General features: G+C 61.6%; 30 protein-coding genes. 14 read left to right on the top strand and 16 right to left on the bottom strand.

Going from position 1 to position 23,536, the window contains the following annotated elements; genetic code table 11:
• Nucleotides 1-32 precede the first annotated feature (32 nt).
• Nucleotides 33-866 (top strand): response regulator, encoded by an 834-nt coding sequence (locus tag SINAR_RS0120420; protein ID WP_028000788.1) that lies wholly within the window; start codon nt 33-35, stop codon nt 864-866.
• Between the two features lie 166 nt (nt 867-1,032).
• Here the strand turns inward: SINAR_RS0120420 and SINAR_RS0120415 are convergent, their stop codons facing one another.
• Complete coding sequence (locus SINAR_RS0120415; RefSeq protein ID WP_028000787.1) at nt 1,033-2,037, bottom strand: GlxA family transcriptional regulator; 1,005 nt, start codon at nt 2,035-2,037, stop codon at nt 1,033-1,035.
• 509 nt (nt 2,038-2,546) lie between these two features.
• Between SINAR_RS0120415 and SINAR_RS0120410 the strand changes: the two genes are divergently transcribed.
• Entirely contained in the window at nt 2,547-2,819 is a 273-nt protein-coding gene (locus SINAR_RS0120410; RefSeq protein WP_028000786.1) for a metal/formaldehyde-sensitive transcriptional repressor, read from the top strand.
• Entirely contained in the window at nt 2,816-3,784 is a 969-nt protein-coding gene (dmeF, locus tag SINAR_RS0120405; protein ID WP_028000785.1) for a CDF family Co(II)/Ni(II) efflux transporter DmeF, read from the top strand. Before SINAR_RS0120410 ends, dmeF begins: the two co-directional genes overlap by 4 nt.
• A 76-nt stretch (nt 3,785-3,860) precedes the next feature.
• Here dmeF and SINAR_RS0120400 read toward each other — a convergent pair whose 3' ends face one another.
• Nucleotides 3,861-4,460: a YdeI/OmpD-associated family protein gene (locus SINAR_RS0120400; RefSeq protein ID WP_028000784.1), complete on the bottom strand. Its 600-nt coding sequence runs from the start codon at nt 4,458-4,460 to the stop codon at nt 3,861-3,863.
• Nucleotides 4,461-4,717: 257 nt separating this feature from the next.
• Between SINAR_RS0120400 and SINAR_RS0120395 the strand changes: the two genes are divergently transcribed.
• Complete coding sequence (locus tag SINAR_RS0120395) at nt 4,718-5,581, top strand: alpha/beta fold hydrolase (protein WP_028000783.1); 864 nt, start codon at nt 4,718-4,720, stop codon at nt 5,579-5,581.
• A gap of 114 nt (nt 5,582-5,695) precedes the next feature.
• Here SINAR_RS0120395 and SINAR_RS0120390 read toward each other — a convergent pair whose 3' ends face one another.
• Together SINAR_RS0120390 and SINAR_RS0120385 are read right to left on the bottom strand one after the other, a co-directional pair.
• A complete protein-coding gene (locus SINAR_RS0120390) occupies nt 5,696-5,896 on the bottom strand; it encodes a hypothetical protein (RefSeq protein ID WP_028000782.1) in 201 nt (66 codons plus the stop codon).
• Nucleotides 5,897-5,991: 95 nt separating this feature from the next.
• Nucleotides 5,992-6,357 (bottom strand): hypothetical protein, encoded by a 366-nt coding sequence (locus SINAR_RS0120385; RefSeq protein ID WP_028000781.1) that lies wholly within the window; start codon nt 6,355-6,357, stop codon nt 5,992-5,994.
• 122 nt (nt 6,358-6,479) lie between these two features.
• Here SINAR_RS0120385 and SINAR_RS0120380 point away from each other — a divergent pair, with 122 nt between their 5' ends.
• From SINAR_RS0120380 to SINAR_RS0120370, 3 genes are all read left to right on the top strand, one after another.
• Complete coding sequence (locus tag SINAR_RS0120380; protein ID WP_028000780.1) at nt 6,480-7,376, top strand: LysR substrate-binding domain-containing protein; 897 nt, start codon at nt 6,480-6,482, stop codon at nt 7,374-7,376.
• A gap of 182 nt (nt 7,377-7,558) precedes the next feature.
• The gene (locus tag SINAR_RS0120375) at nt 7,559-7,888 is read left to right on the top strand and encodes an ArsR/SmtB family transcription factor (protein ID WP_028000779.1); all 330 of its coding nucleotides are present in this window, start codon (nt 7,559-7,561) and stop codon (nt 7,886-7,888) included.
• A 31-nt stretch (nt 7,889-7,919) separates the two neighbouring features.
• Nucleotides 7,920-8,390: an SRPBCC family protein gene (locus tag SINAR_RS0120370; RefSeq protein ID WP_028000778.1), complete on the top strand. Its 471-nt coding sequence runs from the start codon at nt 7,920-7,922 to the stop codon at nt 8,388-8,390.
• An 86-nt stretch (nt 8,391-8,476) separates the two neighbouring features.
• Here the strand turns inward: SINAR_RS0120370 and SINAR_RS0120365 are convergent, their stop codons facing one another.
• The 7 genes from SINAR_RS0120365 to SINAR_RS0120335 all read right to left on the bottom strand — a co-directional run bounded on the left by SINAR_RS0120365 (nt 8,477) and on the right by SINAR_RS0120335 (nt 14,681).
• Nucleotides 8,477-9,139, bottom strand: a complete 663-nt coding sequence (locus SINAR_RS0120365) for a phosphotransferase-like protein (protein ID WP_028000777.1) — start codon at nt 9,137-9,139, stop codon at nt 8,477-8,479.
• 77 nt (nt 9,140-9,216) lie between these two features.
• The gene (locus tag SINAR_RS0120360; RefSeq protein ID WP_028000776.1) at nt 9,217-11,268 is read right to left on the bottom strand and encodes an ASKHA domain-containing protein; all 2,052 of its coding nucleotides are present in this window, start codon (nt 11,266-11,268) and stop codon (nt 9,217-9,219) included.
• A gap of 19 nt (nt 11,269-11,287) precedes the next feature.
• Nucleotides 11,288-11,626: a hypothetical protein gene (locus SINAR_RS0120355; RefSeq protein WP_028000775.1), complete on the bottom strand. Its 339-nt coding sequence runs from the start codon at nt 11,624-11,626 to the stop codon at nt 11,288-11,290.
• A gap of 2 nt (nt 11,627-11,628) precedes the next feature.
• Nucleotides 11,629-12,591 (bottom strand): methyltetrahydrofolate cobalamin methyltransferase, encoded by a 963-nt coding sequence (locus SINAR_RS0120350; RefSeq protein WP_028000774.1) that lies wholly within the window; start codon nt 12,589-12,591, stop codon nt 11,629-11,631.
• Nucleotides 12,592-12,698: 107 nt separating this feature from the next.
• Nucleotides 12,699-13,802 (bottom strand): methylenetetrahydrofolate reductase, encoded by a 1,104-nt coding sequence (locus SINAR_RS0120345; RefSeq protein ID WP_028000773.1) that lies wholly within the window; start codon nt 13,800-13,802, stop codon nt 12,699-12,701.
• A complete protein-coding gene (locus tag SINAR_RS0120340; protein WP_028000772.1) occupies nt 13,799-14,386 on the bottom strand; it encodes a methylenetetrahydrofolate reductase C-terminal domain-containing protein in 588 nt (195 codons plus the stop codon). Before SINAR_RS0120340 ends, SINAR_RS0120345 begins: the two co-directional genes overlap by 4 nt.
• Nucleotides 14,379-14,681: a virulence factor gene (locus SINAR_RS0120335; protein WP_028000771.1), complete on the bottom strand. Its 303-nt coding sequence runs from the start codon at nt 14,679-14,681 to the stop codon at nt 14,379-14,381. Before SINAR_RS0120335 ends, SINAR_RS0120340 begins: the two co-directional genes overlap by 8 nt.
• Nucleotides 14,682-14,984: 303 nt before the next feature.
• Here SINAR_RS0120335 and SINAR_RS0120330 point away from each other — a divergent pair, with 303 nt between their 5' ends.
• A complete protein-coding gene (locus tag SINAR_RS0120330; RefSeq protein ID WP_028000770.1) occupies nt 14,985-15,452 on the top strand; it encodes a BA14K family protein in 468 nt (155 codons plus the stop codon).
• Nucleotides 15,453-15,563: 111 nt separating this feature from the next.
• On the opposite strand, the gene SINAR_RS1000000135610 is transcribed toward SINAR_RS0120330, so the two are convergent.
• Nucleotides 15,564-15,731 (bottom strand): hypothetical protein, encoded by a 168-nt coding sequence (locus tag SINAR_RS1000000135610; RefSeq protein ID WP_084617559.1) that lies wholly within the window; start codon nt 15,729-15,731, stop codon nt 15,564-15,566.
• A gap of 146 nt (nt 15,732-15,877) precedes the next feature.
• Here SINAR_RS1000000135610 and SINAR_RS1000000135605 point away from each other — a divergent pair, with 146 nt between their 5' ends.
• The gene (locus SINAR_RS1000000135605; protein ID WP_084617557.1) at nt 15,878-16,024 is read left to right on the top strand and encodes an entericidin; all 147 of its coding nucleotides are present in this window, start codon (nt 15,878-15,880) and stop codon (nt 16,022-16,024) included.
• 17 nt (nt 16,025-16,041) lie between these two features.
• On the opposite strand, the gene SINAR_RS0120315 is transcribed toward SINAR_RS1000000135605, so the two are convergent.
• Both SINAR_RS0120315 and SINAR_RS0120310 read right to left on the bottom strand, forming a co-directional pair.
• The gene (locus tag SINAR_RS0120315; RefSeq protein WP_028000769.1) at nt 16,042-16,851 is read right to left on the bottom strand and encodes a formyl transferase; all 810 of its coding nucleotides are present in this window, start codon (nt 16,849-16,851) and stop codon (nt 16,042-16,044) included.
• Nucleotides 16,852-17,034: 183 nt separating this feature from the next.
• A complete protein-coding gene (locus tag SINAR_RS0120310) occupies nt 17,035-17,655 on the bottom strand; it encodes a DUF1638 domain-containing protein (protein ID WP_028000768.1) in 621 nt (206 codons plus the stop codon).
• A gap of 39 nt (nt 17,656-17,694) precedes the next feature.
• On the opposite strand from SINAR_RS0120310, the gene SINAR_RS0120305 reads away from it, so the two are divergent.
• The gene (locus tag SINAR_RS0120305; RefSeq protein ID WP_028000767.1) at nt 17,695-17,853 is read left to right on the top strand and encodes an entericidin domain-containing protein; all 159 of its coding nucleotides are present in this window, start codon (nt 17,695-17,697) and stop codon (nt 17,851-17,853) included.
• Between the two features lie 101 nt (nt 17,854-17,954).
• On the opposite strand, the gene SINAR_RS0120300 is transcribed toward SINAR_RS0120305, so the two are convergent.
• The gene (locus SINAR_RS0120300; protein WP_028000766.1) at nt 17,955-18,653 is read right to left on the bottom strand and encodes a cobalamin B12-binding domain-containing protein; all 699 of its coding nucleotides are present in this window, start codon (nt 18,651-18,653) and stop codon (nt 17,955-17,957) included.
• Nucleotides 18,654-19,174: 521 nt separating this feature from the next.
• Here SINAR_RS0120300 and SINAR_RS0120295 point away from each other — a divergent pair.
• The 3 genes from SINAR_RS0120295 (at nt 19,175) to SINAR_RS0120285 (ending at nt 22,400) form a co-directional block, all read left to right on the top strand.
• Nucleotides 19,175-20,749: a trimethylamine methyltransferase family protein gene (locus SINAR_RS0120295; RefSeq protein ID WP_028000765.1), complete on the top strand. Its 1,575-nt coding sequence runs from the start codon at nt 19,175-19,177 to the stop codon at nt 20,747-20,749.
• A 107-nt stretch (nt 20,750-20,856) separates the two neighbouring features.
• Nucleotides 20,857-21,561, top strand: coding sequence for a 4Fe-4S dicluster domain-containing protein (locus SINAR_RS0120290; protein WP_028000764.1), 705 nt, complete (start codon nt 20,857-20,859; stop codon nt 21,559-21,561).
• An 86-nt stretch (nt 21,562-21,647) separates the two neighbouring features.
• The gene (locus SINAR_RS0120285) at nt 21,648-22,400 is read left to right on the top strand and encodes a phosphodiester glycosidase family protein (RefSeq protein WP_028000763.1); all 753 of its coding nucleotides are present in this window, start codon (nt 21,648-21,650) and stop codon (nt 22,398-22,400) included.
• 43 nt (nt 22,401-22,443) lie between these two features.
• Here SINAR_RS0120285 and SINAR_RS0120280 read toward each other — a convergent pair whose 3' ends face one another.
• A complete protein-coding gene (locus SINAR_RS0120280) occupies nt 22,444-22,779 on the bottom strand; it encodes a hypothetical protein (protein WP_028000762.1) in 336 nt (111 codons plus the stop codon).
• Nucleotides 22,780-22,891: 112 nt separating this feature from the next.
• On the opposite strand from SINAR_RS0120280, the gene SINAR_RS0120275 reads away from it, so the two are divergent.
• Nucleotides 22,892-23,530, top strand: a complete 639-nt coding sequence (locus SINAR_RS0120275; protein ID WP_028000761.1) for a helix-turn-helix transcriptional regulator — start codon at nt 22,892-22,894, stop codon at nt 23,528-23,530.
• Nucleotides 23,531-23,536 lie beyond the last annotated feature (6 nt).

The following is a 23,536-nucleotide window of genomic DNA, read 5'->3' as shown; positions in this document are numbered from 1 at the left end:
CCTTCCGGGGACACTCTTTTTATAGGCGATCAATGTCATTCTTCGGCGTTTCCGGAATGTACTTTTCCGGTGAATCCCTCGGCGAACACCGTATCGTGCTTGCCGAGGACTCCAACCTCTTTGCCTCGATGGTCTCGAAGCGGCTGAAGGAGCTTTTCGATATCGATGTGATCGTCTGTCGTGACTACGAGGACTTGCAGTTCGCGGTCGAAAACGCTTCCTTCGCACCATCTCTCGCGATTTCCAATATCAACCTTCCAGGCGCCGAGAACGGAGAGGCGCTCACCTATCTGATCGAAATGAGCGTGCCGACGGTCGTCTTCACCGGCTCGTTTCAGGAGAGCACGCGCGAGGCGATCCTCGCCAAGGACATTGTCGACTATGTCATCAAGGACAGCGTTTTTGCTGTCGATATGCTGGCAGAATCCGTCTGCCGATTCCTGACGAACCAACAGCATCACGTGTTGATCGTCGACGATAGCGCGACGGCCCGGGCCGTGCTGACGACGCAGCTAAAGCGCTACAATTTCAGAACGAGCTCGGCGGAAAACGGCTCTGCGGCGCTGAACATCCTGGAGAACACGTCCGACATCGGCCTCGTCATCACCGACTACCATATGCCCGATATCGACGGTTTCGAACTTACGCGGCGGATCCGCGCTGCCTACGGCCCGCATCAGCTGCGGATCATCGGTGTGTCGTCGTCGACAGACCGGCTGCTTTCCGCTCGGTTCCTCAAAGCCGGCGGCAACGATTTCGTCACCCGTCCTTTCATCAACGAGGAATTCTACTGCCGGGTCAATCAGAACCTCGATACTCTCACCAAGATGAGAACGTTGAACGCAGGGACCAAGATTCCGGCCTGAAGGACGACCGCCCATTCGGGCGGTCCGGGCGACCGGCGCTTGCTTCGGGCCGGGACTCAGTAGAGGACGCAGGGCCTGCCACCGCGGAAATCAGCACCGGCAGTTGCCGGTGCCCGTCAGATGAAGGCCCTGCCGTTCCATCGTTCCGAAGGGACAACGGGGCGATCTACCGTGCCATCTGCAGAGTCAACTTGCGCTCGGCGCGCTCCTGCTGAGGCGAGCGGTTGTAGAGCTCGCGATAGCACTTCGAAAAATGCGAAGCGGAGACGAAGCCGCAGGCGACGGCGACTTCCACAACCGGCATGGACGACTGGATAAGCAGGTGCCGGGCGCGGTCGAGGCGGATCTCGAGATAATAGCGGGCAGGTGACCGGCCCATTTCCTGACGGAAAAGTCGCTCGATCTGGCGGCGAGACAGGTCCGCGCTTTCGGCGATCTCCAGTAGCGACAGCGGTTCGGAGAGGTTGCTTTCCATCAGCTCGATGATCGACAGGACTTTGGCGTTCTGGACCCCGAGGCGCGCCCTCAGCGGCAGCCGCTGGCGGTCGTGCGGCCCACGCACGCGGTCGGTCAGGGCCTGTTCGCAGACGCGGTTGACGAGGTTCTCGCCGAAATCCTGATCGATCAGGTTCAGCATCATGTCGAGCGAGGCGGTGCCGCCGGCGCATGTATAGATGTTGCCGTCGATTTCATAGAGGTCTGCATACACGTCGGCCTGGGGGAAGCTCTCGGAGAAGCCCGGCAGGTTTTCCCAATGGATCGCGCAGCGCTTGCCCGTGAGCAGGCCCGCCGAGGCGAGCACATGGGCGCCGGTACAGAGACTGCCAACCGCGATGCCGCGGTTATAGGCCTCGCGCAGCCATGCATTCACCGACTTGTTCTGGAAATTCTCGACATAGACGCCCGAACAGACCAGTACCATGGACGGCCGGCTTTCTCCGCCGAGATACTTGCGTTCGTCGGCGAGCGAGGTGTTGACTTCGAGTGCAATGCCGGCAGACGAATAGACCTTTTGACCGTCGGTCGAGGCGAGACGCCACGTATAGGCCTCGTAACCGAGCATCCGGTTGGCGATGCGGAGCGTCTCGATCGCCGCCGAAAAGGGCAGCATCGAAAAGTTGGGCACCAGAAAGAAGACGAGCGAGCGCTTCTTCGTCAGCGGTTTGTGCATAGAACCTCCCAGGCTAAAGCACGTTGCATAGATCGAATTCCTGCGATGCACTTCAGGTCGTCGCCTCCGTGCATATCGTCCAGCCTCAAACCGCTGCGCACTTTTGGGCGACATGCATTAAGGCACGCATATTCGTCGCTTGTAATATGCGCTTCAGCTTGCCGAAATGCGACATTGGCATGGAAAGCCGCGACTGGGAAGAAAATTCGCATTGCGACATCCCTCGATCAGGGCCTGCCGCGTGGGGGTTCCACGAGTGTGTGAAATGCGACAATATCCAGGACGCCGGTGACGCAATCGAGCAGAAATGAGGCAAACTGCGCAAAGGCTGGGCATGCGCGCCCAGGTTGCGACTTGGCCAATTGCGACTCTCCGCCTCCGCGGCATTCGAATGTCGGTATCTGACAAGGCTCATCGGACGCCTTGCAGCCTGAGGACCGGCACGGGTTCGATGCAATGCGGACGTGGCGGCTTGCTCAGATGTGCAAAATAGGGTACCCCCCTATGCTATGTCCCACACCATAAGAGATCAGGCAAAGTTGCTCGCCCGCGTCCGCCGGCTGAAGGGGCAGATGGAGGCGGTCGAGCGTGCACTTGAGGCCAGCCAACCCTGCGGCGATATTCTCAACCTTGTCGCCTCCGTACGCGGTGCGGTCAACGGGCTGACGATCGAACTGATCGAAGATCATATTCGTGGCCACGTCGCCGGTAACGAAGCTCAAGGCGAGCGCGAAGAGGGCGCTGCCGAACTGATCGAAATCGTCAGGAGATACCTGAAATGAGCGAGACCCATCCACCGTCGCCCGCAGGCCATGACCATGTATTCCTCGGCGACAATCACCAGCGCAACGAAAGGCGAACCTGGTTCGTCATCGCACTGACTGCGGGAATGATGGTCGCGGAGATCGCCGCGGGTACATTTTACGGTTCGATGGCCCTGGTCGCCGACGGCTGGCACATGTCGACACACGCCGCGGCGCTGCTGATCGCGGCGCTTGCCTATCTCTATGCCCGGCGCAATGCCCGCAATCCACGCTTTACCTTCGGTACGGGCAAGCTCGGCGATCTCGCCGGCTTCTCAAGCGCGATCGTACTTGCCCTGATCGCTCTGCTGATCGGCTGGGAAAGCCTCCTGAGGCTTGCCAATCCGGTGGCGATCAGTTTCCCGCAGGCCATTTCGGTGGCCGTGCTCGGCCTTGCGGTCAATCTCGCTTGTGCCTGGCTGCTTCGCGAGGATCATTCACATCACCACCACGGTCACCATCACCACCACCACGGCCATCATCATCACGAGCGCGACCATGCCGCCTCAAGCCACGGCCGGGACAACAACCTGCGTGCCGCCTACCTGCATGTGATGGCGGACGCGCTCACCTCTGTCCTCGCGATCGTCGCTCTTGCAGCCGGCAGCGTCTATGGCTGGATATGGCTCGATCCGATGATGGGCATTGTCGGCGCGCTGGTGATTGCCCGCTGGTCATTGGGCCTTATACGGGACAGCGGCAGCGTGCTGCTCGATTACATCCCGCCGGGCGAGGACCTGCCGGACGAAATACGCGCGGCGATCGAGCGGGACGGGGATCTGATCACCGATTTGCACGTGTGGCAGCTTGGGCCCGGCCACCACGGTGCCATCGTTTCGCTGGTGACGAAGAATCCGCAAAGTCCGTCGAGCTACCGCCGCAAGCTCAAGCATATCCACGAGCTTTCGCACGTGACGGTCGAGGTCGAGCCGCTGGCGGCCTGAGAGGCAGGTCGATCGATCTCATCAGAATTATGCATTCCCGGACTGAGAATCGCCGCATAGTCTTCGGGGAGGTGCTCTATCGCGCCTTGCGCCGCGGATAGGGCGTCTCGCCCCGGGCAAGCATACCGACATATTTTTCGATGCGCGCGGCGCGCGTCTCGGCCTTCTTCGCGTCGTGAATGCGGAAAAGGATAGCGTAGCGATTTCGGCTGTCGAGTTGGTCGAACAGCATCTTCGCGCCCGCATTCTGCGCGAGCGCATCGCGAAGATCGTCAGGCACGGTCGCCTTGCTCGGGGGTGGCGCGGCGGCATCCCACCGGCCGTCGGTCCTGGCGCGTTCAACTTCGGCAAGACCGCGCGGCGTCATGCGCCCCTCGGCGATCAATTCAGTCGCCCGAGCGCAATTCACCTGCGACCATCGGCTGCGCGCACGACGCGGCGTGTATTTGTTCAGGTAGAAGTCGCTGTCGGATCCCGTACGCTGACCGTCGATCCAGCCGTAACAGAGCGCAACATCGAGCGCCTCCCGAGGCGTGATGCTTGCGATCCCGGACGCCTTCTTGGCGAACTTCACCCAAAGACCTTTGCAATCGGGGTCCTGTTGTTCGACCCAACTTTCGAAGGCCTTGGCATCCGGAAAGTGGATCACGGGCAGTTCCGCATCTTGTTCACTCATGAGAATCACCAGCCTTTTGAAGGCTCTTCGGTTGCGGGCGTTTCTACGAAAGCAAAAACCTGCCGCCGGCGCCAGCTAGACACTTCCGGGAGAACCGTTCTTTTCCCGTAAGTGCTTCTAGAGCATCGGCATCGCTCCGAGAAAGCGGCAGCACAACGCCGAATCAGAATTTTGAGCGAACCATGTCGGGGCAAACGAGCCTCGCCCGTCTTATGATCGACACCGGCCTCAGCCGGGTGAAAACGAGGAGAAGATCGATGTTCCGCACTGCACTGATTACCACGGCTCTGCTCATTGCAAGCGCCACGTTAGCCCGATCGGAACCGGTGGGCGAGCGGGTCAAGGTCAACGGCATGGAAATGTATTACGAAGTCTCGGGCGAGGGCGATCCCTTGATCGTGCTGCACGGCGCCTACATGAACATCCCCTCAATGGGCGCGATCATTCCGAAGCTCGCCGAGAGCCATAGGGTTTATGCAATCGAGTTCCAGGGACACGGCCGCACCACGGATATCGACCGGCCGATCACCTATCCCAATTTGGCCGATGACGTCGCAGCCTTCATGGATGCGGTGAAGGTCGAGAAGGCCGATGTCTTCGGTTACTCCATGGGAGCTGCTGCCGGCCTGCAGCTTGCCATCCGCCATCCGGAAAAGGTCAACAAGCTCGCCGCCGCCTCCGTCGCCTATGATGCCGAGGGCTGGCAACCGGCGTTCAGGGCCTTCATTCCCCAGATGTCCGTCGAAATGTTCGTCAGCATGCCGTTTGCGGAGGACTACCGCAAACTCGCGGCCGATCCCGACGGGTTTCCCGAGCTTGTCAGGAAGCTGATCGCGCTTGAGAAGGAGCCGATGGCATGGGAAGCGGACGTCAAGGCGCTGAAGACCCCGGTTCTGATCATCACCGGCGATGCGGACGTGGCGACGCTCGAACATTCGGTCGCTCTGTTCCGATTGCTCGGCGGGGGGGTGATGGGCGACATGGGCGAACCGCTGCCCGCCTCGCGCCTCGCTGTCCTTCCGGCGACATCGCACACTGCCGTCATCGGCCAGACCGACCTTCTTCATGCGTTTGTCGAGCCTTTTCTGCTGGGTAAGACGCCGAAGGGATTTTTCGAGTAGGGAGCACTTGCGGGCGGAGCAAGCTTGGCGCTCACCGAAACAAAAAGGGCATTCCGTTTCGGGAATGCCCTTATAGTTCGGTCATGCCGGGAGGATGGCATTTGGAGTCTTTATTCATTGTTCCGTCTTATGCACCGCATCATCGACGGAGGGGAAGCCAATATCCTTCAACGTGTCATAGGAGAGGTTCTCCAGGACACGTTCGTTGCGGTGCCGCTTCCAGGCCGCCCAGGCGCGGGCACGCAGATTGAAGAGTCCGGGCAGGGCTGCAAGACCCTGGCTCGATGCGGGCGACGAATGCTCGTTCATAGACATTGCTGGTTCCTTCTGAGTTCCTCAAAAGGTCGCGACCATGGACGTTATGGTGCAACGCGATTGATCATTCAAACGAATATGTTTGATGCTTTTCATCAAACATCGTGATTGATTTCACCCGCTGCAGCCGTTCTATCGGATGCTCGGGACGGCTGCTGTTCCGCGGGTAACAGGTCGTTGCGGACCCATGTCGGCAGTCTCGCCAATTGGCGGCGCGTTTCCACCCGATTCCTGACAAGATTGCCGGCGCGCCTGCGTTCGGCGATCATTTCAATGAGTGACCGGGCATGCATCAGCATCGCCAGAACGACGTCTCCTTCATCCGTGGTGCGTGCCGTGGCGGTGTCGAGGCTGCGGCCCGTTGCGTCCGGATACCGGGAGGCCTGACCCGTTGCTCCGCCGCTTGGACGCAGCCTTTCGCGGGGGACGCCATTGTCGATTGCCAATGTCAGAGCGGACATAGCCTTTTCCTTCTGGTTCGGGACGTCTCCGTCCTTGCGCTTGACTATCGCGCATGCGTGCTGTTCAATCAAACGAAATGAAATAAAGCTATCTTTCAGTTTTTCTGATAGAGGATGCCGCCATGAACATGATGATGCGCCACGCGCTTCCGCTGCTCGAAATGGATGTGCTGAAGACCTTCGTCGCCATTGCCGAGACCGGCAACTTCACGACTGCCGCGGAGACGGTCTACCGCACGCCCTCGGCCGTTTCGATGCAGATCAAGAAACTGGAGGAAATGCTCGGCTGCACTTTGTTCCTGCGCGACGCTCGTTCGGTGTCGCTGACGCCGAAGGGCGAACTCCTGCTCGGCTATGCCCGGCGGCTTTTATCGCTCAATAACGAGACGGTATCCCGCTTCCTGTTGCCCGACATGAACGGTGTGGTGCGGGTTGGGGCGCCGGAGGACGTCGGCGAGCGAATTCTTCCGGACGTGTTGAAGCGCTTTGCCGAGACCTATCCGAACGTGACGATCGACGTTTCGATCGGCATGAGCAACGCGATGCGCAAGCGGGTCGACGAGCACCGCTTGGACATTGCCGTTTTCAACAGCCTTTCGGAGGAATCTGTGAAGGACGCCGAAATCCTGATGCAGGAGAAACTGGTCTGGGCGGGGGCGAAATGCGGGAATGCGCATCTGCGCGATCCGCTGCCGGTTTCCATGTGGGAGGACGGCTGCGTCTGGCGTGCAGACGCGGTCGAGAAGCTGTCGCGCGCCGGCCGCAAGTTTCGCATCGCCTTTTTGAGCGCCTATACGACCGGGCAGCGCGCCGCCGTCCTTGCCGGACTCGCGATCGCGCCTCTGCCGCGCTACCTCGTGCGGGGCGAGATGATCCAACTCGGCGAGCGTGACGGACTGCCGGATCTCGGCCACTATAACATCGGCCTCAAGGTCATCGAGGACGCGCCGGCGCCGGTTCTGGCGGTGGCGGAGCATGTTCGCGCTGCCTTCGCCGAGCTGCAGATGCAGGCGGCATAATTCCGCAATCCCCCCTCGGGAACGCCAACGACTCGAGAAGTAAACGCTGCGCAGAAAGATGCGAGAGCGGCTTCGTTCGATCCTAACGAATGATCGATGAGCGACTGCTGGAGGCTATGCCTCCGGCGGCGTCCCGCGATGCGCAGAGGTTGACGATTATAAGTTGGCACTTATAATAAGCTATGACTTATGATCAAGATAGAGCCTTCGCTGCGCTCGCCGATCCGACGCGCCGTGCAATTTTCGAGAAGGTGGCGGAGCGGCGGCGGTCGGTCGCCGACATCGCCCGGACGATGCCGGTTTCGCAGCCGGCAATTTCGCAGCATTTGAAGATATTGAAGGAGGCACGCCTCGTTCGCGACGTGCCGTCGGGTGCGCGGCGAATCTATTCGATCGATCTGAACGGGCTCGGCCCGCTCCGGAAATGGCTCGACCGATTCTGGGACGATCAGCTCGATGCATTCGAACAGGCGGTCGAGGCGGCCGAGCATTCTGGAGGTGCCGAAGAGTAAACTTATCGCGATCCCACAGGAGGATAACATCATGCACATGATCGAGACGGCGCCTGTCCGGAAGTTCGTTACAGTGCGTACACCACCGCAACAGGCTTTCGATATCTTCGTCAGCGGAATGGGAACCTGGTGGATCAAGGGCCACAGCCTCACCAAGTCTGGCCAGAAGACGGTCGTGGTGGAGCCCGTCGCGGGTGGCCGCTGGTACGAGATCGGCAACGCCGGAGAGGAGTTCGACTGGGGCCGGGTCATCGCATGCGACCGACCGAACCGAATCCTGTTCGATTGGCAGCTCAATGCCGATTTCGACTACGATCCCGCCCTCCACACCGAGGTGGAGGTCCTGTTCGAGGCGAATGGTGAAGGTGGTACAACCGTCACTCTCGAGCATCGGCACCTTGAAAATTACGGCGCGAAGGCCAAGGACATGTGGGGCATTTTCGATTCGGAGAGCGGCTGGGGCGGCCTCCTGGCGTCCTATGTGGACAAGGCGGCTGCGTGATTTCACGCGGGCACAATCGAAACACTCAGCCGTGGAATGACCGCACTTCCGGACGGAAATCCGTTACACACTTTTCGCATCGCGCTTTAATCCGGGTACGAAGCCCTGGCCATTGCGGCCAGTCTCTGGAATGCCGTCGGAGCGCGCGGTCCGGATCCGAGCCGCTTGCGGATAAGTGCGGCGCATTCCTCTGGTGTAGCCAACGATGTATCGACCGCGAGATCGTAGATGCCGGGGCGATGCACCTCTCGTTGCCAAGCGAGCACCTGATGCGGAACAGGTTCCGCCCCACTACCGGTGAGATAGCGGCCTTCGCGACCGGGCTGACCGCGATTGCGCCGCTCCATGATCGTTTCGATCCGGCAGCGCACTCCGACGAAGAGGACCGGAAGACCAAGAAGCCGGCGGGCGCAGTCGGGAAGGATATGGCGTGGTTCGGCATAGGCGTCGTGATGCCCGACATCGGCGACAACGTTGAGGCCAAGGCGGCTATGCGCAGCAATGGATTCGTAAAGAGCGGCATAGAACAGTGGGACGAGAGCTTCGATCTCAGGCAATTCACCTCCGGGCCGCAGCCCGATACCCGGTAGGTAGCGCCGAGGCGTCACCCGCTCCATGTAGGTGTCGACGCCGAGGCTCATCCACGGCCCGTCGAATGTCTCCTGAATTGCCTCGGCTATGCTCGACTTGCCGGACCTTGGCGCTCCGTTGAGAATGATGACCTGTCCAGGATTGCGGCCGTCCTTCATCGATTCTCCTCAGTCGGACACAGGGCTGCTGGCCAGCCTGCCTATGAGGCAGAGGCGGAGAGGCGCCGCCGCTGGGGCTATTCCCTGCTGCGTCGCCGCCGGCGTCCGCTTCCTTCGCCACCGTCGTCGGCCAGCACCTTGCGCGCCGGCAGGGTAACCGCTTCAGCAAGTTTCGGGAAGGCATCCACCTTGTTCGGCATCGCCATGGCGTTGACGAAATGCTCCTGAAACTTCGATTCAAGCGCCGTCTCTATCTTCTCGATTTTCCTCACTGTTTGCTCGATCTCGCGGCGGTGGCCGCGATTGAGGAGCGCCATCAGCGCGCCCGTGCCGGCAGCATTGCCGACCGCTTTCACTTCGGTGAGGTCGCAATCCGGAATCAGGCCCAACACCATCGCATATTTCGGATCGATGAAGGAGCCGAAGGCGCCGGCAAATCGAATCGTGTCGACGTGATCGACACCCTGCTTCTCCATGAGCAGTTTTATGCCCGCATAAAGGGCGGACTTGGCGAGCTGGATTGCCCTGATATCGTTCTGCGTCACGGTGATGCGCTGTTCGCCGTCGTGGAGCAGATAGGAGAAGGTGCGGCCGTTCGGGATGATGCGCGGGCTTTTTGCGGCCATTGCGCCGTCGACGACGCCGTCCTCAGAGATGATCCCGCTGAGGTACATCTCAGCGACGACCTCGATGATCGCCGAGCCGCAGATCCCTGTGACGCCGACTTCTGCGGCGGCCTCGGCGAAACCTTCTTCGTTCGACCATTTGTCGACGCCGATCACCCGGAATCGCGGCTCCAACGTCTCGGGATCGATGCGCACGCGCTCGATCGCCCCCGGTGCAGCCCGTTGGCCGGAGGAAATCTCGGCGCCCTCGAATGCCGGGCCCGTCGGCGATGACGCCGCGACGACGCGCTCCTTGTTGCCGAGCACGATCTCGGCATTCGTTCCGACATCGACCAGCAGCATCATCTTGTCCTGACGATGCGGTCCCTCGGAAAGGGTCGCACCGGCGGCGTCCGCTCCGACATGGCCGGCGATGCATGGGAGCATATAGAGGCGCGCGCCGCGATTGACGTCTATGCCGATTTCGTGCGCCCAATATTGCAGGGCGCCGGAGACGGCCAGCGCGAACGGCGCCTGCCCGAGCTCCGTCGGGTCGATCCCGAGGAAAAGGTGATGCATGATCGGATTGGCGACGACGACCATGTCGAGAATGTCGTGGCGGTCGACCTCGCCTTCGGAGCAGACCTTACCGATAAGGCTATTCACCGCCCCGCGTACGGCCTTGGTCATGGCCTCGCGGCCTTCGGGGTTCATCATCACGTAGGAGACGCGGCTCATCAGATCCTCGCCGAAGCGGATCTGAGGGTTCGAGGTGCCCGAAGACGCCGCTATACGTCCCGAGAGCAGCGACACGAGATGCATGGCGATCGTCGTCGATCCAATATCACAGGCGACACCATAGGCCTCGTTCTTCAGCCCAGGCCAGAGGCCGACGATGAAGGGACGGGAAGAATCCATGTCGCGATGGATCGCAGCGGTCACCGTCCAATTGCCCTTGCGCAATATGCCCTGAACCTGGGGGATCAGATGCGGTGCGATCAACAGATCCTTCCAGCCCCAATCCTTCTCCAGGACGGCCTTCATCCGATCGAGATCGCCGAGCGGCTTATGCATGTCCGGCTCTTCGACCTCGACATAGCAAAGCTGCACAGCGGCATTGCGCTCGATGACGCGGTCGGTGGCGGCCTTACGCACCACCTGCGCATTAATGACGGTGTCCTGCGGCACGTCGATGACGAGATCACCGAGAATCTGGGCCGAACAGGATAGTCGCCGCCCGTCCGGCAATTCGCGTACGCTGGCGTAACGCTGCTCCTTGGGGCCGACCGGCGAGATATGGTCGTTGGACGAGATGATCTTGTGCTTGGCGAAATTGCCTTCCTGGACGGAAACCTGGCAACGGCCGCAGGTGGCGCGGCCGCCACAGACGCTTTCGACATAGACCCCGAGCGAACGTGCGGCGTCGAGGATCGGCGTCCCGACCGGGAACCGGCCGCGTTTGCCCGAGGGCATGAAGAGCACCAGCGGATCGTTCTTTTCGTCCTTCGATGGCACGTTCAGCATTTTCTGTCTCGCCAGCAGATTATTTCGCGAGCCGGCGGGCGTTTGCCCGCACGCGCTTGGCATAGGGCCGAACAGCCGCCGCCGCTATTCGGTTGTGCGCGGCGGCAGATCCTGGCTTTCCGGCGGCAAGTGCCGCCGCCGCGACCATTCCTTCCTTCACCAGGGCGACATTGGCGGCGACGGCGCTTTCGGCGACGGCCGCTATTTTTTCCGTCACCATCCGGCTTGCCTCGACGTAGTCGGTAGCCGAGCCGGTGATCGCGCTCACCACCATCGCCTGCGTGCGCGCGGCGATGACCATCGGAGCCTGAAACCAGAGCGCCGCCAGATCACTGGCGAAGGAGTGGTGCTTTGCCATCTTCACTCCGCCCGCGCGACGCCGGCTCGCGCCGCGCGTCCGCCGCGCCGCCCGCCGGCACCCGCCGGTGCCGCTGCAGCCGCGACGGCATGGCCGCCCTCGGCCGGTTTGTGGTCGCGATAGGTCATGATCCAGTTGGTGCAGTTGGCATCGGTGCCGTTAAGCACGTTTGCGGCTCGAACCGCCTCCATCTCCTGCGGGCGGCAGGGGTTCATGATCGCCGAGGTCATTCCGGCGCCGATAACCATGGGGATGAAGCCGGCATTGATGCCATGGCGGTGAGGCAGGCCGAAGGAGATGTTGGAGAGGCCGCAGGTGGTGTTGACCTTGAGCTCTTCACGAAGGCGGCGAAGCAGTGCGAAGACCTGCTGGCCGGCAGATCCCAGCGCGCCGATCGGCATGACCAGCGGATCGACGACGATGTCATGCGGCTTGATGCCGTAATCGGCGGCGCGCTCGACGATCTTCTTGGCGACCGCGAAGCGGACGTCCGGGTCCATCGAAATGCCGGTCTCGTCATTGGAGATCGCCACCACCGGCACATCATATTTCTTGCAGAGCGGCAGAATCGCCTCGAGTTTTTCTTCCTCGCCGGTCACCGAGTTGACGAGCGGGCGGCCCTTCGCGACGCGCAGGCCGGCCTCGATGGCGGCGGTAACCGAACTGTCGATCGACAGCGGCACGTCGACGAGGCCCTGAACGATCTCCAGCGTCTTGACGAGGAGCGGCGGTTCGGTCTCGTTGGGGTTGACCGCTGTCACGCCCGCATTGACATCGAGCATCGTCGCGCCGGCGGCGACCTGCTCCAGCGCATCCTTGATAACCGTGTCGAAGTTGCCCTCGATCATCTCCGCGGCGAGCTTCTTACGGCCGGTCGGGTTGATGCGTTCTCCGATGACGCAAAAGGGCTGGTCGAAGCCGATGATGATCTCGCGGGTGGCGGAGGCGACGATGGTGCGGGTCATATAAGATCCTCTGATCCTGAGCGTTGGCCTATGTAATAGGGCCGTTCTGTGTTTGTAAGGCGCAGGACGAGCCGAAGCGCCGGTTTTCCTCTGCTAAGGCCGTCGATTCACGGCTTTGTCTCATGCGGGTGGTGCGCGGCGGCCTCGGCCATCTTCTGCTGGTTTTCCTCTATGCCTTCGCGGATATGCTCAAGCCGCTCGGCTACCAGCGCATCGGTGGGCGCGGATTCGCGCTTCCAGGGCCTGCGGCCCTTCAGGACACCAGATTCATGGACGATTTCGGCGACGTATTCCTCCTGGCGATAGGCCATGACGTGGACGCCTGAGACGCCTTCGATCTCCTTCACTTCGTTCATAATATCGATGCAGAGCCGCTTGCCTTCCTTCTTCTGGTCCTGGGCGCCCTCGAGCCGTTGGATGATGCTGTCCGGAATGTGGATGCCCGGAACGTTGGAGCGGATCCAGCGGGCGGTCTTGGCAGAAGCCATCGGCCCGACGCCGACCAGGATATAGCACTTCTCGTGAAGACCGAGATCGCGCACCTTCTTCATGTATTCACGGAACATCGGAATGTCGAAGCAATACTGGCTCTGGACGAATTGTGCGCCGGCCTCGATCTTCTTGGCGAGGCGGTAGGGGCGGAAATCATAGGGCGGGGCGAAGGGGTTGATTGCCGCTCCGAGGAATACCTGGGGTGGCGTCGTCAGCTTGCGGCCCGAAAGGAACTTGGAATTGTCGCGCATGATGCGCACTGTCTCGAGCAGCGACATGCAGTCGAGATCGAACACCGGCTTGGCCCCGGGCTGATCGCCCGCCTGCACTCCGTCGCCGGTCAGGCACATGATGTTCTGGACGCCCATGGCCGAGGCGCCGAGTACGTCCCCCTGGATCGCGATGCGGTTCTTGTCCCGGCAGGCGATCTGCATGATTGGCGCATAGCCCATGCGCGTCAGGAGCGCGCAGATGCCGACGGAGGACATGTGGCAGTTGGCGCCGGATGCGTCGACCGCATTGATGCCATCCACCCACCCGTCGAAGATTGCCGCGCGCTCGTAGACATCGTGGGGATCGGCACTGTCGGGCGGATTGAGCTCGGCCGTCACCGCGAACTCGCCGCGGCGCAGCACACGCTCCAACCGCCCGCGAGAGGAATGGCCGGGCAAGGGATCGAGCGGTGCGCCCGGATCGAAAGGATTGATGTCCGGGCTCATTGCTGCTGGCCTTCCTTCTTCGCCGATTCGCGAGCGGCCGCGGCTTCGGCCGTCACCCGCAACCAGGACGAGGTTTCGCGCAGCGACTGGTTGACCGGCTTCTGCACGTTCATGATCGCGTCGCCCTTCACCATATTCTGCGACCCCTTCCACGCCTGTACCCACACGCAGGGCATGTCCGGCTCCACCTCGCAATTGCCGTTTGCCCGCACGCCACCGCAGGGACCGTTCCTGAGCTGCTTCGGACAGTTCATGGGGCAGGACATGCCGGTAGAGGACAGCGCGCACTGGCCGCACATGCGACAGTCGAACAGGAAGCCCTTGACGTGGCGCTCGACGAAGGTCACGGGCCTTTCAACCCGGTTGTAGCCGATTGCGTTCCACAGCGGATGCAGCAGCAGAAAGATGTCGGCAAAGCGATTGTAGAACCATTCGAAGAAACGCGAATTGCGCACGGCCCACAGGCGCACCGTATACTTGTGACGCGAACGGCGGCTGGGTGACACGCCCTGAGGCGTATAGGCGCCCGTCGCCGCCTTGCTTGCTGACCGGGCGTTGCCGGTCACGACCTTCGGATCAGGCATGGTCCCGGCCTCCGGCCTTGACGAGTGCGACGAGCCGCTCCCGGTCATAGGCAGCTTCGAGTTCGGCCGCCGCCTTGTCGGCCTCCGCCTCGATGTCGTCGGAGACGGGTACGGGATCGGCCTTGCGCCATTCGGCAAGATAGTCGTCGGTCTCGGCGGCGCCGGTACGCATGGCGCACATGTCGATCGCTTCGGTGAAGCGCAGCGAGAGTTCGCGCTTGGCGGTCTTGCGGCCCTGCTTGATGATGACTTGCGCGGGGATATCGCGCCAGTAGACGATAATGCGGTCTGCCATCGGTTTCCTGTTCTCCTATAAGGGCGACAATGCGCATGTCCACGCGCCATGGCTCACCTTGCCACGACGTCCGATATGTCCAAAAACGACGCTGCACAGTCGCGCATCCGCACCTTGCGCTCGGGGAGCGCGCCGCATGCGCCGGGGCGGCGAAATTGCTGCCTTGCCGGTGGCAACAAAAAGCCGGAAGACGCATGAAACGGGCTTTCGGATGTCTTTTAAGAATATCATGAATTTTGCATTCACGGCGCGTTCACCTAGTCGGCGGCAAAGCTCTGATCCATTCGAACAGATAGGTAAGAGATGAAGAAGATTGGGATCCTGTTGCTCGCGGTCGCGACGGCTTTCACCGGATATGCGCCTGCGCAAGCCATGCCCGTCCCGACCGTTCCGGTGTCGCAGGCGAGCAACGTGCAGACGGTCGACCACCGCGGCTGGCATGGTCACAGACATCGTCCACGGCACGGCTGGCGCGGGCACGGCAACCGTCGCGGCTGGTATAACGGGCATCGCGGCTACAGCTATCACCGCCACGGCTACCGCCGGCACAGCGACGGCTGGTGGTATCCTCTGGCAGCTTTTGGAGCCGGTGTGATTATCGGCGGTGCTATCGCCCAGCCGCGTTACGCAGAGCCGCGCTACGCGGCACCGGGCCTGCCCGCAAGTCACGTCAACTGGTGCTATGATCGCTACCGCTCGTACCGCGCCGCGGACAATTCCTACCAGCCCTACGGCGGCTCAAGGCGGCAGTGCTATTCGCCTTATTACTGAGGTCGTCAAGTGCTGTCCCTCCGGCAACGCGCGGAGGGACAGCCCGCCTTTTTTCATCGGACGTTGACTTCAGATTCGACCGGAGATCCGTAGATTCGACCGGAGATCCGCTCAATAGCCGGAACTGCCGCCGCCGGAACCGCCCATGCTGCCGCTACCGGAGCCGCCACCGCTTTGTTGAGGGCTCATGCTGTTCCGGGCGGACTGGCTGCTCATGCAGCCCGCTATCGTCAACAGGACCAGCGCGGCTGCGACGATCGATGATCTGCTGCCGGTCATGACGTTCTCCGATCACCGGATTTGATATGAGGTATAGCTAATATTCGTCCATCTGTCGGCTAAAGACAAGCTTGCTCACTGCGCTTGATTTTTCGCAGGCACGGATCATCTCATCCTTGGATTGCCGGTCCGTTTCCGAGGGTGTCATGTCGAAGACCGTCATTGCAGTTCTGATCCTGATCTTCGCGTCGTCCTGCGCCAACACGGCACGGGGATTCAGGGAAGACAGCAGGCAAACTGGCCATGCCGTCGACCGGGCGACCCACCGGGTTTTGAGTGCGGGGGCGCAGTAAGCAGGCAGGCCCCGTGCCTACCACCGGCCGTGCCGCAGGCCATTCCAGAGCCAAGTCCAGATTGGGGGATGGTACCACTGCCGCGACGGGGCCGCGACGGCAATCCGGCGCAGTGTGCCGGCAAGAGCGTCCTCGACCGCCCGGATGGCGATGTCGGTTGAGGCGGCTGTCTGGAGGAGGGGGTAGGTGTGGATCGTGTCGGCGCGGCTCGGCGCCTGCCGCGATTGATAGAGGATGCCGCCGGTGTCAACGCCTTCGTCGACGAGATGGACGGTCGCGCCGAAATTCTCGGGATCGTTGTTGGCCAGCGCCCAGTAGCCTCCCATCAAGCCGCGATATTGCGGGTTGATGCCGGCATGGAAATTCAGGATCGGACAATTGACCACAGCAAGCGTTTCCGGCTTCAGTATGCGGCAACTGATAAGGAAGAGGACGGCGGGTTTCAGTAGCTGAAGCGTTGCGTGGCCGTCGGCGTCGTTGATCGAGGCAACGCGGTGGACGGGGACCGTCCGGTTGGGTGCAGCGGACGCACCATTCTCGCGAAGAATCGCGGCTGCCCGACGCCGGGTGAAGCGCTTGCCGACGCGCGAGACGAGCATCGTCGCAAGCTGCCCGAGTGCCATTACCCATCCGAGTTTGCGCGCACGCCGCTTGACGAAGAGCGCCTTCGATTCCGGCGCCTCCTGCAGAACTGCAAGATTCGTGAAGCGGGCAGCCAAGGCGTTGATCATGATGTTCGGATTGTCGCCTCCGGCGGTCACTACGACGATGCGCCCCTCGTCCTGAGCGCTCGACAGCGCCCCGTCTTCGGATTTCACATAACACATCAGCGGATCGCGATAAGAAGTTGCGCCAGATGGGATTTGAGTTGCGCTGCGCGGGAGGTCAGCGCAGGAAATATGCCGCCGATGCGTTACCGTAGCCTTAAGCTGTGCACTGCAAACGATCCCGAGGGATCGCCGGGCCATCGCACTGCCGACGCGGCGCGAGTGCCGGAGCCGGAGAGCGGATCAAGCCTCAATCAGCGAAGTGGTGAGATCGCCGTAGCCGGTGTAGCGGTACTCGTATTCGAGTCCGAGAGTAGCGGCGGCGCGGCGGGCCTTTTCCTGCAAAACCGGATCCTCATGCTGCGAGAGATAGACAAGCTTGCGGTAGTGGCCGAAATACATGTCGCGCAGCTCCGGATGCCGGTCGAGGCCTAGCGGCTCGATGACGAAAGCCTCGAACTGTCGGGCAAGGAAATCGGTCAGGAAGAAGGCAGTGATGTCGTCGTCCCAGCGGGCCGCAAAGTCCGCGTTTCCGGCGAAGAACGAGTAGCAATGCGGGCCTGGGATGCGCGTCACCCCTTCCTCTTCGCAGAGCCGGTCTATAAGGCCGCCGGTGCCGCAATCGGCATAGGCGATGAAGATACGCTCAAAACCCTGTGCGCGCGCACGGGCGACCGCCTCTCGCAGGCCCGGCGTGATCTTCTCCGGCGTGTTGTGCCAGATGGCAGGCAGACAGTTGAGTTCGATATGGTCGAGTCCGTTGGCTTCGCAGACGGCAAGAATCTCGCGCGCGATCGCGCCGCAACCAATGACATGAACTTTCTTCGGTTGTGCACGTTCTCTTGCCGACGTTGCGTTTTCCATCTTTATTCCGCCTTGCATCAACACAAAGGAATCACGGTCATGACGACAAAATCCATCGCGACCATCGGAGCCGTTCTGATAGCGCTGGCAACCCTGAGTTCCTGCGCAAACACGATCCGCGGCGTGGGGCAGGATACTGCAAATGCCGTAAACGCCACACAGGGAGCCGGCCAACGAGTCGCCAGGGCCGCCAACTGACGGCTACGCAGTAGTGGATGACATCCACACTCTCTCCAAAAAACAGAAAAGCCGGCTGCGAGGTTCACCCGCAGCCGGCTTTTTTTCATTTCAAAATCGTCTCAGCCGGCTGCGAGCTGATTGTGCTTGCGCTTCATGTAGTCCTTGGCGGTCTCGACGGCTACGGCGGCATCGCGGCAGTAGGCGTCCGCCCCGACGGCCTTGCCGAATTCCTCGTTAAGCGGCGCACCGCCGACGAGGACGACGTATTCGTCGCGCAGTCCCTTTTCCTTCATCGTGTCGATGACGACCTTCATGTAGGGCATGGTGGTCGTGAGCAGGGCAGACATGCCGAGGATGTCCGGCTTCTCGCGCTCGAGCGCTTCGAGGTAGTTTTCGACCGGGTTGTTGATGCCGAGGTCGACGACGTCGAAACCGGCGCCTTCCATCATCATGCCAACCAGGTTCTTGCCGATATCGTGAATGTCGCCCTTGACCGTGCCGATCACCATCTTGCCGAGCTTCGGCGCACCGGTTTCGGCAAGCAGCGGGCGCAGGATGGACATGCCGGCCTTCATCGCATTGGCGGACAGCAGCACTTCCGGAACGAAGAGAATGCCGTCGCGGAAGTCGATGCCGACGATACGCATGCCTTCGACCAGGGCCTGGGTCAGGATGTCGTAAGGCGTCCAGCCGCGCTTGAGGAGGATACGCGTCCCTTCCTCGATTTCCTCCTTCAGACCGTCATAAAGGTCGTCATGCATCTGCTGCACGAGTTCCTCGTCGGAAAGGTCCTCGAGAATGATTTCATCGTCTGCCATAGTTGGGTTCCTCGGTTCCTGGCACAATCGTTTCGCGCGGGTGGCACGAGAGAGGGCACAATCCGGACGCGTTGCCCAATCCTTAGCGGGCTAGACCTAAAAATCTCTTGTTGAAAGCGACGTCGCATATGATGAAAAACGACGGCGCCCGCGTAAATGCCCCCACACGGTAATGGTAACGCATCATTCCGCGGTCCGGATCGGTGGCCGGTAAAATTATGCAGCACTTCAAGGCGTTAGAGTGGCAGTGCACGGTCCTGAGGTGAAGGAGCCGAAAGATCCGTGCTCAAGGTATTGCGGTAGGAAGGGCTGCACATCGAGTGTCTAAGATGCGCCAGCCGTTGGCGCATTAAGACCCGTACCGGTCCGGCGCCTTGGTAGCATTAGGCTAAATCGATTATCGGATGCATATGCCCGCCGCTGGATTTAGCCTCGCGAAAGGGGTATGCGCCCACCCATCAGAGTGTTGCGGCGTTTATCGCGCATGATGCCCGGGGCGCCGCGGGAAGAGGAATGAGCGAATGAGCGACGTTACAGAACAAGGTGCGGCCGAAGGCGGCGGACGCCGCGCGCGTGGCGAGGGACGGGGAGCGGCGGCGCGCCGCGCTTCGCGCACCGGCGGCGGCCCGGGACCGTCTCTGCCCTATATCCAGCGCAGGATTCGTGAATACGAAGTGCTTGACGACGAGGGGCTGCAGCTCATCGAACGCAATGCCGACACCGTTCTCGAAGAGATAGGCATCGAATTTCGCGACGACGCCGAAGCGCTCGATTTGTGGAAGGCCGCCGGCGCCGACGTGCGCGGTCAACGCGTGCATTTTCCCAAGGGTCTTTGCCGCGAGCTTCTGAAAACGGCGCCGAAGGAGTTCACCTGGCATGCACGCAACCCCGCGCGCAGCGCCCAGATCGGCGGCAAGTCGACCGTCTTCGCGCCGGTCTACGGCCCGCCCTTCGTGCGCGACCTCGATGGCAACCGCCGCTACGCGACGATCGAGGACTTCCGCAATTTCGTAAAGCTCGCCTATATGGCGCCGTCGATGCACTCATCGGGCGGCACGGTTTGCGAGCCGGTCGATATCGCCGTCAACAAGCGCCACCTCGATATGGTCTATAGCCATATCCGCTATTCCGACAAGCCCTTCATGGGGTCGGTCACCGCACCCGAACGCGCTGAAGACACGGTCGCAATGGCGAAGATCCTGTTCGGCGACGATTTCGTCGAGAACAATGCTGTGACGTTGAACCTCATCAACGCCAATTCGCCGATGGTCTTCGACGAGACGATGCTCGGTGCGGCAAAGGTCTATGCCCGCCATAACCAGGCTTGCGTCGTTTCGCCCTTTATCCTGTCGGGCGCTATGAGCCCGGTCACGGTTGTGGGCACGCTGACGCAGATCCTCGCCGAAGTGCTGGCAGGTGCGGCGTTTACCCAGCTCATCCGCAAGGGCGCACCGGTGCTGTTCGGCACCTTTGCCGCCTCGATCTCGATGCAGTCGGGCGCGCCGACTTTCGGTACGCCGGAGCCGTCGCTCGTCTCCTACGGTGCCGCTCAGCTCGCCCGTCGTCTTGGTCTGCCGTTCCGTACTGGCGGCTCGCTCTGCGGTTCGAAGATTCCGGACGCGCAGGCCGCACATGAATCTGCCAATACGCTGAACATGACGTTGCTTGCCGGCACCAATTTCGTGCTGCATGCGGCCGGCTGGCTCGAGGGCGGTCTCGTTTCGTCCTATGAGAAATTCATGATCGATCAGGACCAGCTCGGAATGATGCAGAAGATGGCCGAGGGCGTGGACCTTTCGGAAGACGCCCAGGCGCTGGACGCCATCCGCGAAGTCGGCCCCGGCAGTCATTATCTGGGTTGCGCACATACGCAGGCGAACTTCCAGAGCGCCTTCTATCGTTCTCCGCTCGCGGACAACAACTCCTTCGAGCAGTGGGAGATCGAGGGCGAAAAACGGATCGAACAGCGCGCCAATGCGCTTGCCCGCTCCTGGCTCGAACACTACGAGGCGCCCTATCTCGACCCGGCGATCGACGACGCGCTCAAGGATTTCATCGCCAAGCGCAAGGACTCCATGCCGGACGCCTTCACCTGAAAGGCTCCCGAGCGAGCCAGGGAGCAAGGCGGCGCGGCGCAGGTGGCCGACATGATCCAGAAAGAGGTCTGGCGCCCGCATTACGAAACTCAGGGACCGAAGCCGAAATGACGGCTCCTTCCGCATCGGGAAGCGATGTGCTCGAAACGATCCGTGCGGCGCTTGCGCCGCACGGTCTTTTTTTGCGTGGGACCGTGAATTTCGCGCCGGGCGAGGCGGCGCCGACGCTCGAGGGCGGCAAGCCCGCAGCGAGCGTGCTGCTGGTCGGCAACGTCGGCGGCTCGGTATGGGAGCATTTCAATCGGTGGCGCGAAGGCGAACCGGACCGCGGCGGCGCCGAGCCCCTCGACAGCTGGTCGAAACTGGTCATCCGCCCGGTGGCTGCGGCAGCAGGTGCCGCGGCCTATTTTCCATCGGATCCCCCCTGGCAGCCCTTCCAGCAATGGGCGATGCGTGCCGAAGGGCTGAAGTCGTCGCCGCTCGGCATCCTCATCCACCCGCTCTATGGTCTATGGCACGGCTATCGCGGTGCCCTGGGCTTCGATCGAGCCATGCCGGTGACCGGCGAGCCGGCGGGCGGCCACCCCTGCGAAACCTGTGTCGGAAAGCCGTGCCTTTCCAGCTGCCCGGCGGATGCCTTGGCAGGCACTGCGTTCGATATGGGGCGCTGTCGCGCGCATCTGCGGACCGGGAAAGGGGTTGCCGGCTGCCTTGCTGACGGCTGCCTGTCCCGCGATGCATGTCCGGTGGGGCGCGACCATCGCTATCCGGTGGGGCAATTGCGTTTCCATATGGCGGCGCTCAACCTGTAAGCTGAACGGACGCGCGCAAAAAGCCGACAGCGATCCGCCGCGATCCATGCGATGCTCCGCCGTACGATTCCCTTCGGACCGATTCCATGCCGCTGTTTTCGAGAGCCTTTATCGCCGGCGCTGCCCTTCTATCCGCCGGTCTCGCTGCACCCGCATTCGGCGCCTGCCGCGATGTTCACCATCTCGGCGAAGTCTATGTCGCCTGCAGCTTCGACCCGGCGACGAGCGACATACGGCTCTACAACAAAGACCAGGCGGGCATGCCGTTCAGATCCTTCAGAGCGCTGTCGATCGAACTTCGCCGTCGCGAACAGTATCTTGTCTTCGCGATGAACGGCGGCATGTATCACGAGGACCTCTCTCCGGTCGGGCTGCACGTGGAGGAGGGCGCGGAGCAGGCGATGCTCAACACAGATCCGGGTTGGGGCAACTTCCACATGCTGCCGAACGGCGTCTTTTACGTCGGTGGCGGCAAGGCCGGGGTCATGGCGGCCGGGGCCTATCGCCTTGCCGGCATCGAGCCGCGTTTCGCAACGCAATCCGGTCCGATGCTCGTGATAGACGGTGCGCTGCATCCCCGTTTCCTGCCGGATAGCGACAGCCTTAAGACCCGCAACGGCGTCGGAGTGACGACGAATGGAGAAGTGGTCTTCGCCGTGTCGAAACGGCCGGTGCGCTTTCACGATTTCGCGACCTTGTTTCGCGACGCGCTCGATTGTCCAAATGCGCTCTTTCTCGACGGAACGATCTCGAGCCTTTATGCACCGGACATCAACCGGCACGACCGACTGTTTCCGCTCGGCCCCATCATCGCGGTGGTCGCGGAGTTTCCGCGCTGATTGGGTAAAGCGAAAGGCCCGCTGGCGCGGACATTGCCGCAGTTCAATTCTTCGGAAACGCCCGTTCCAATCCTCCGGATTTCGTGAGGCCACCTTTGAACGCCTGATAGGCCGGGTGCTGACTGCAACGGGCGGTTTCCATGAGCCGCATCTGCAGCCGTGCAGGAGCTTCGCCACCAAACCATCGCCCAAGTTTCTCGAGCCTCAGCGTGTTCAGGAACGGCGCTTCGACAGCGAGATCAAGATGGCGGCGGAGTTCTTCGATCAAATGCTCGTCCTGCCCGGGATTTTCCATCAGAAGCTTGACGAAAGCCTGATCTGCGTCGCCGAAAGCCGCGAGTCTGGCGGTCGTATCCCGGGCGGGGGCTGGTGCGTTCATCGAATCGTATCCCTCGAATTGAAACCCCGGGTTAGGCGAGCAATCGCCGGCCTGCAATGATGGATTTAAAATCTAATATTGACAAAATGTATAAATCCCTTCAGATGCAAGCATGAGCACCCAACCGGCCATTCCCGCCTCTCTTGCGGTACACGTCCCTTCGGCCGCAGCGATAAGCGCGCTGCTTTATCCGCATGCGGAGGTCGTTCTGCACGATCTATCGACCGGTAAGATTGCGGCTCTCTGGAATGCCTTTTCCGGCCGTGCCCCCGCCGCGGATTCCCTCATCGACGACGGACTCGGCGACATGGTCGAGGGTGTCTCCGTGCTCGGGCCTTATGAGAAGACAGCTGCGGATGGACGGCGGCTGAAATCCGTGTCCGCGGTGCTGCGCAACGGCAAGGGACGTGCGGTCGGCCTTCTCTGCGTCAACCTCGATGTCTCTCGAATCGACGACGCCGTGAGGTTGCTCGCGGCCTTTGCGGGCACGCCGGAACCTCGGCCTCAAGCGCTGTTTTCGCGCGACTGGCGCGAGGAGATCAATGCAGCGCTGCATGCCTGGCTCAAGGCGAGGGGGCTTGCGCTCTCCGCCTTGAAGCGTCCGGATCGCGTGGCCCTCGTCGCGGCACTCGAAGCGCAGGGGCTCTTCGAGACCCGCAACGCCGTCGAGCATCTGGCGAGCCTGATCGGGGCGTCACGCGCATCGATCTACAACTATCTCGCCGCCGCGCGCTCGCAAAGCGCCGCCTGAAATAGG

The organism is Sinorhizobium arboris LMG 14919 (assembly GCF_000427465.1).
GTDB lineage: Bacteria > Pseudomonadota > Alphaproteobacteria > Rhizobiales > Rhizobiaceae > Sinorhizobium > Sinorhizobium arboris.
This window is presented reverse-complemented; position numbering and strand designations above follow the sequence as displayed.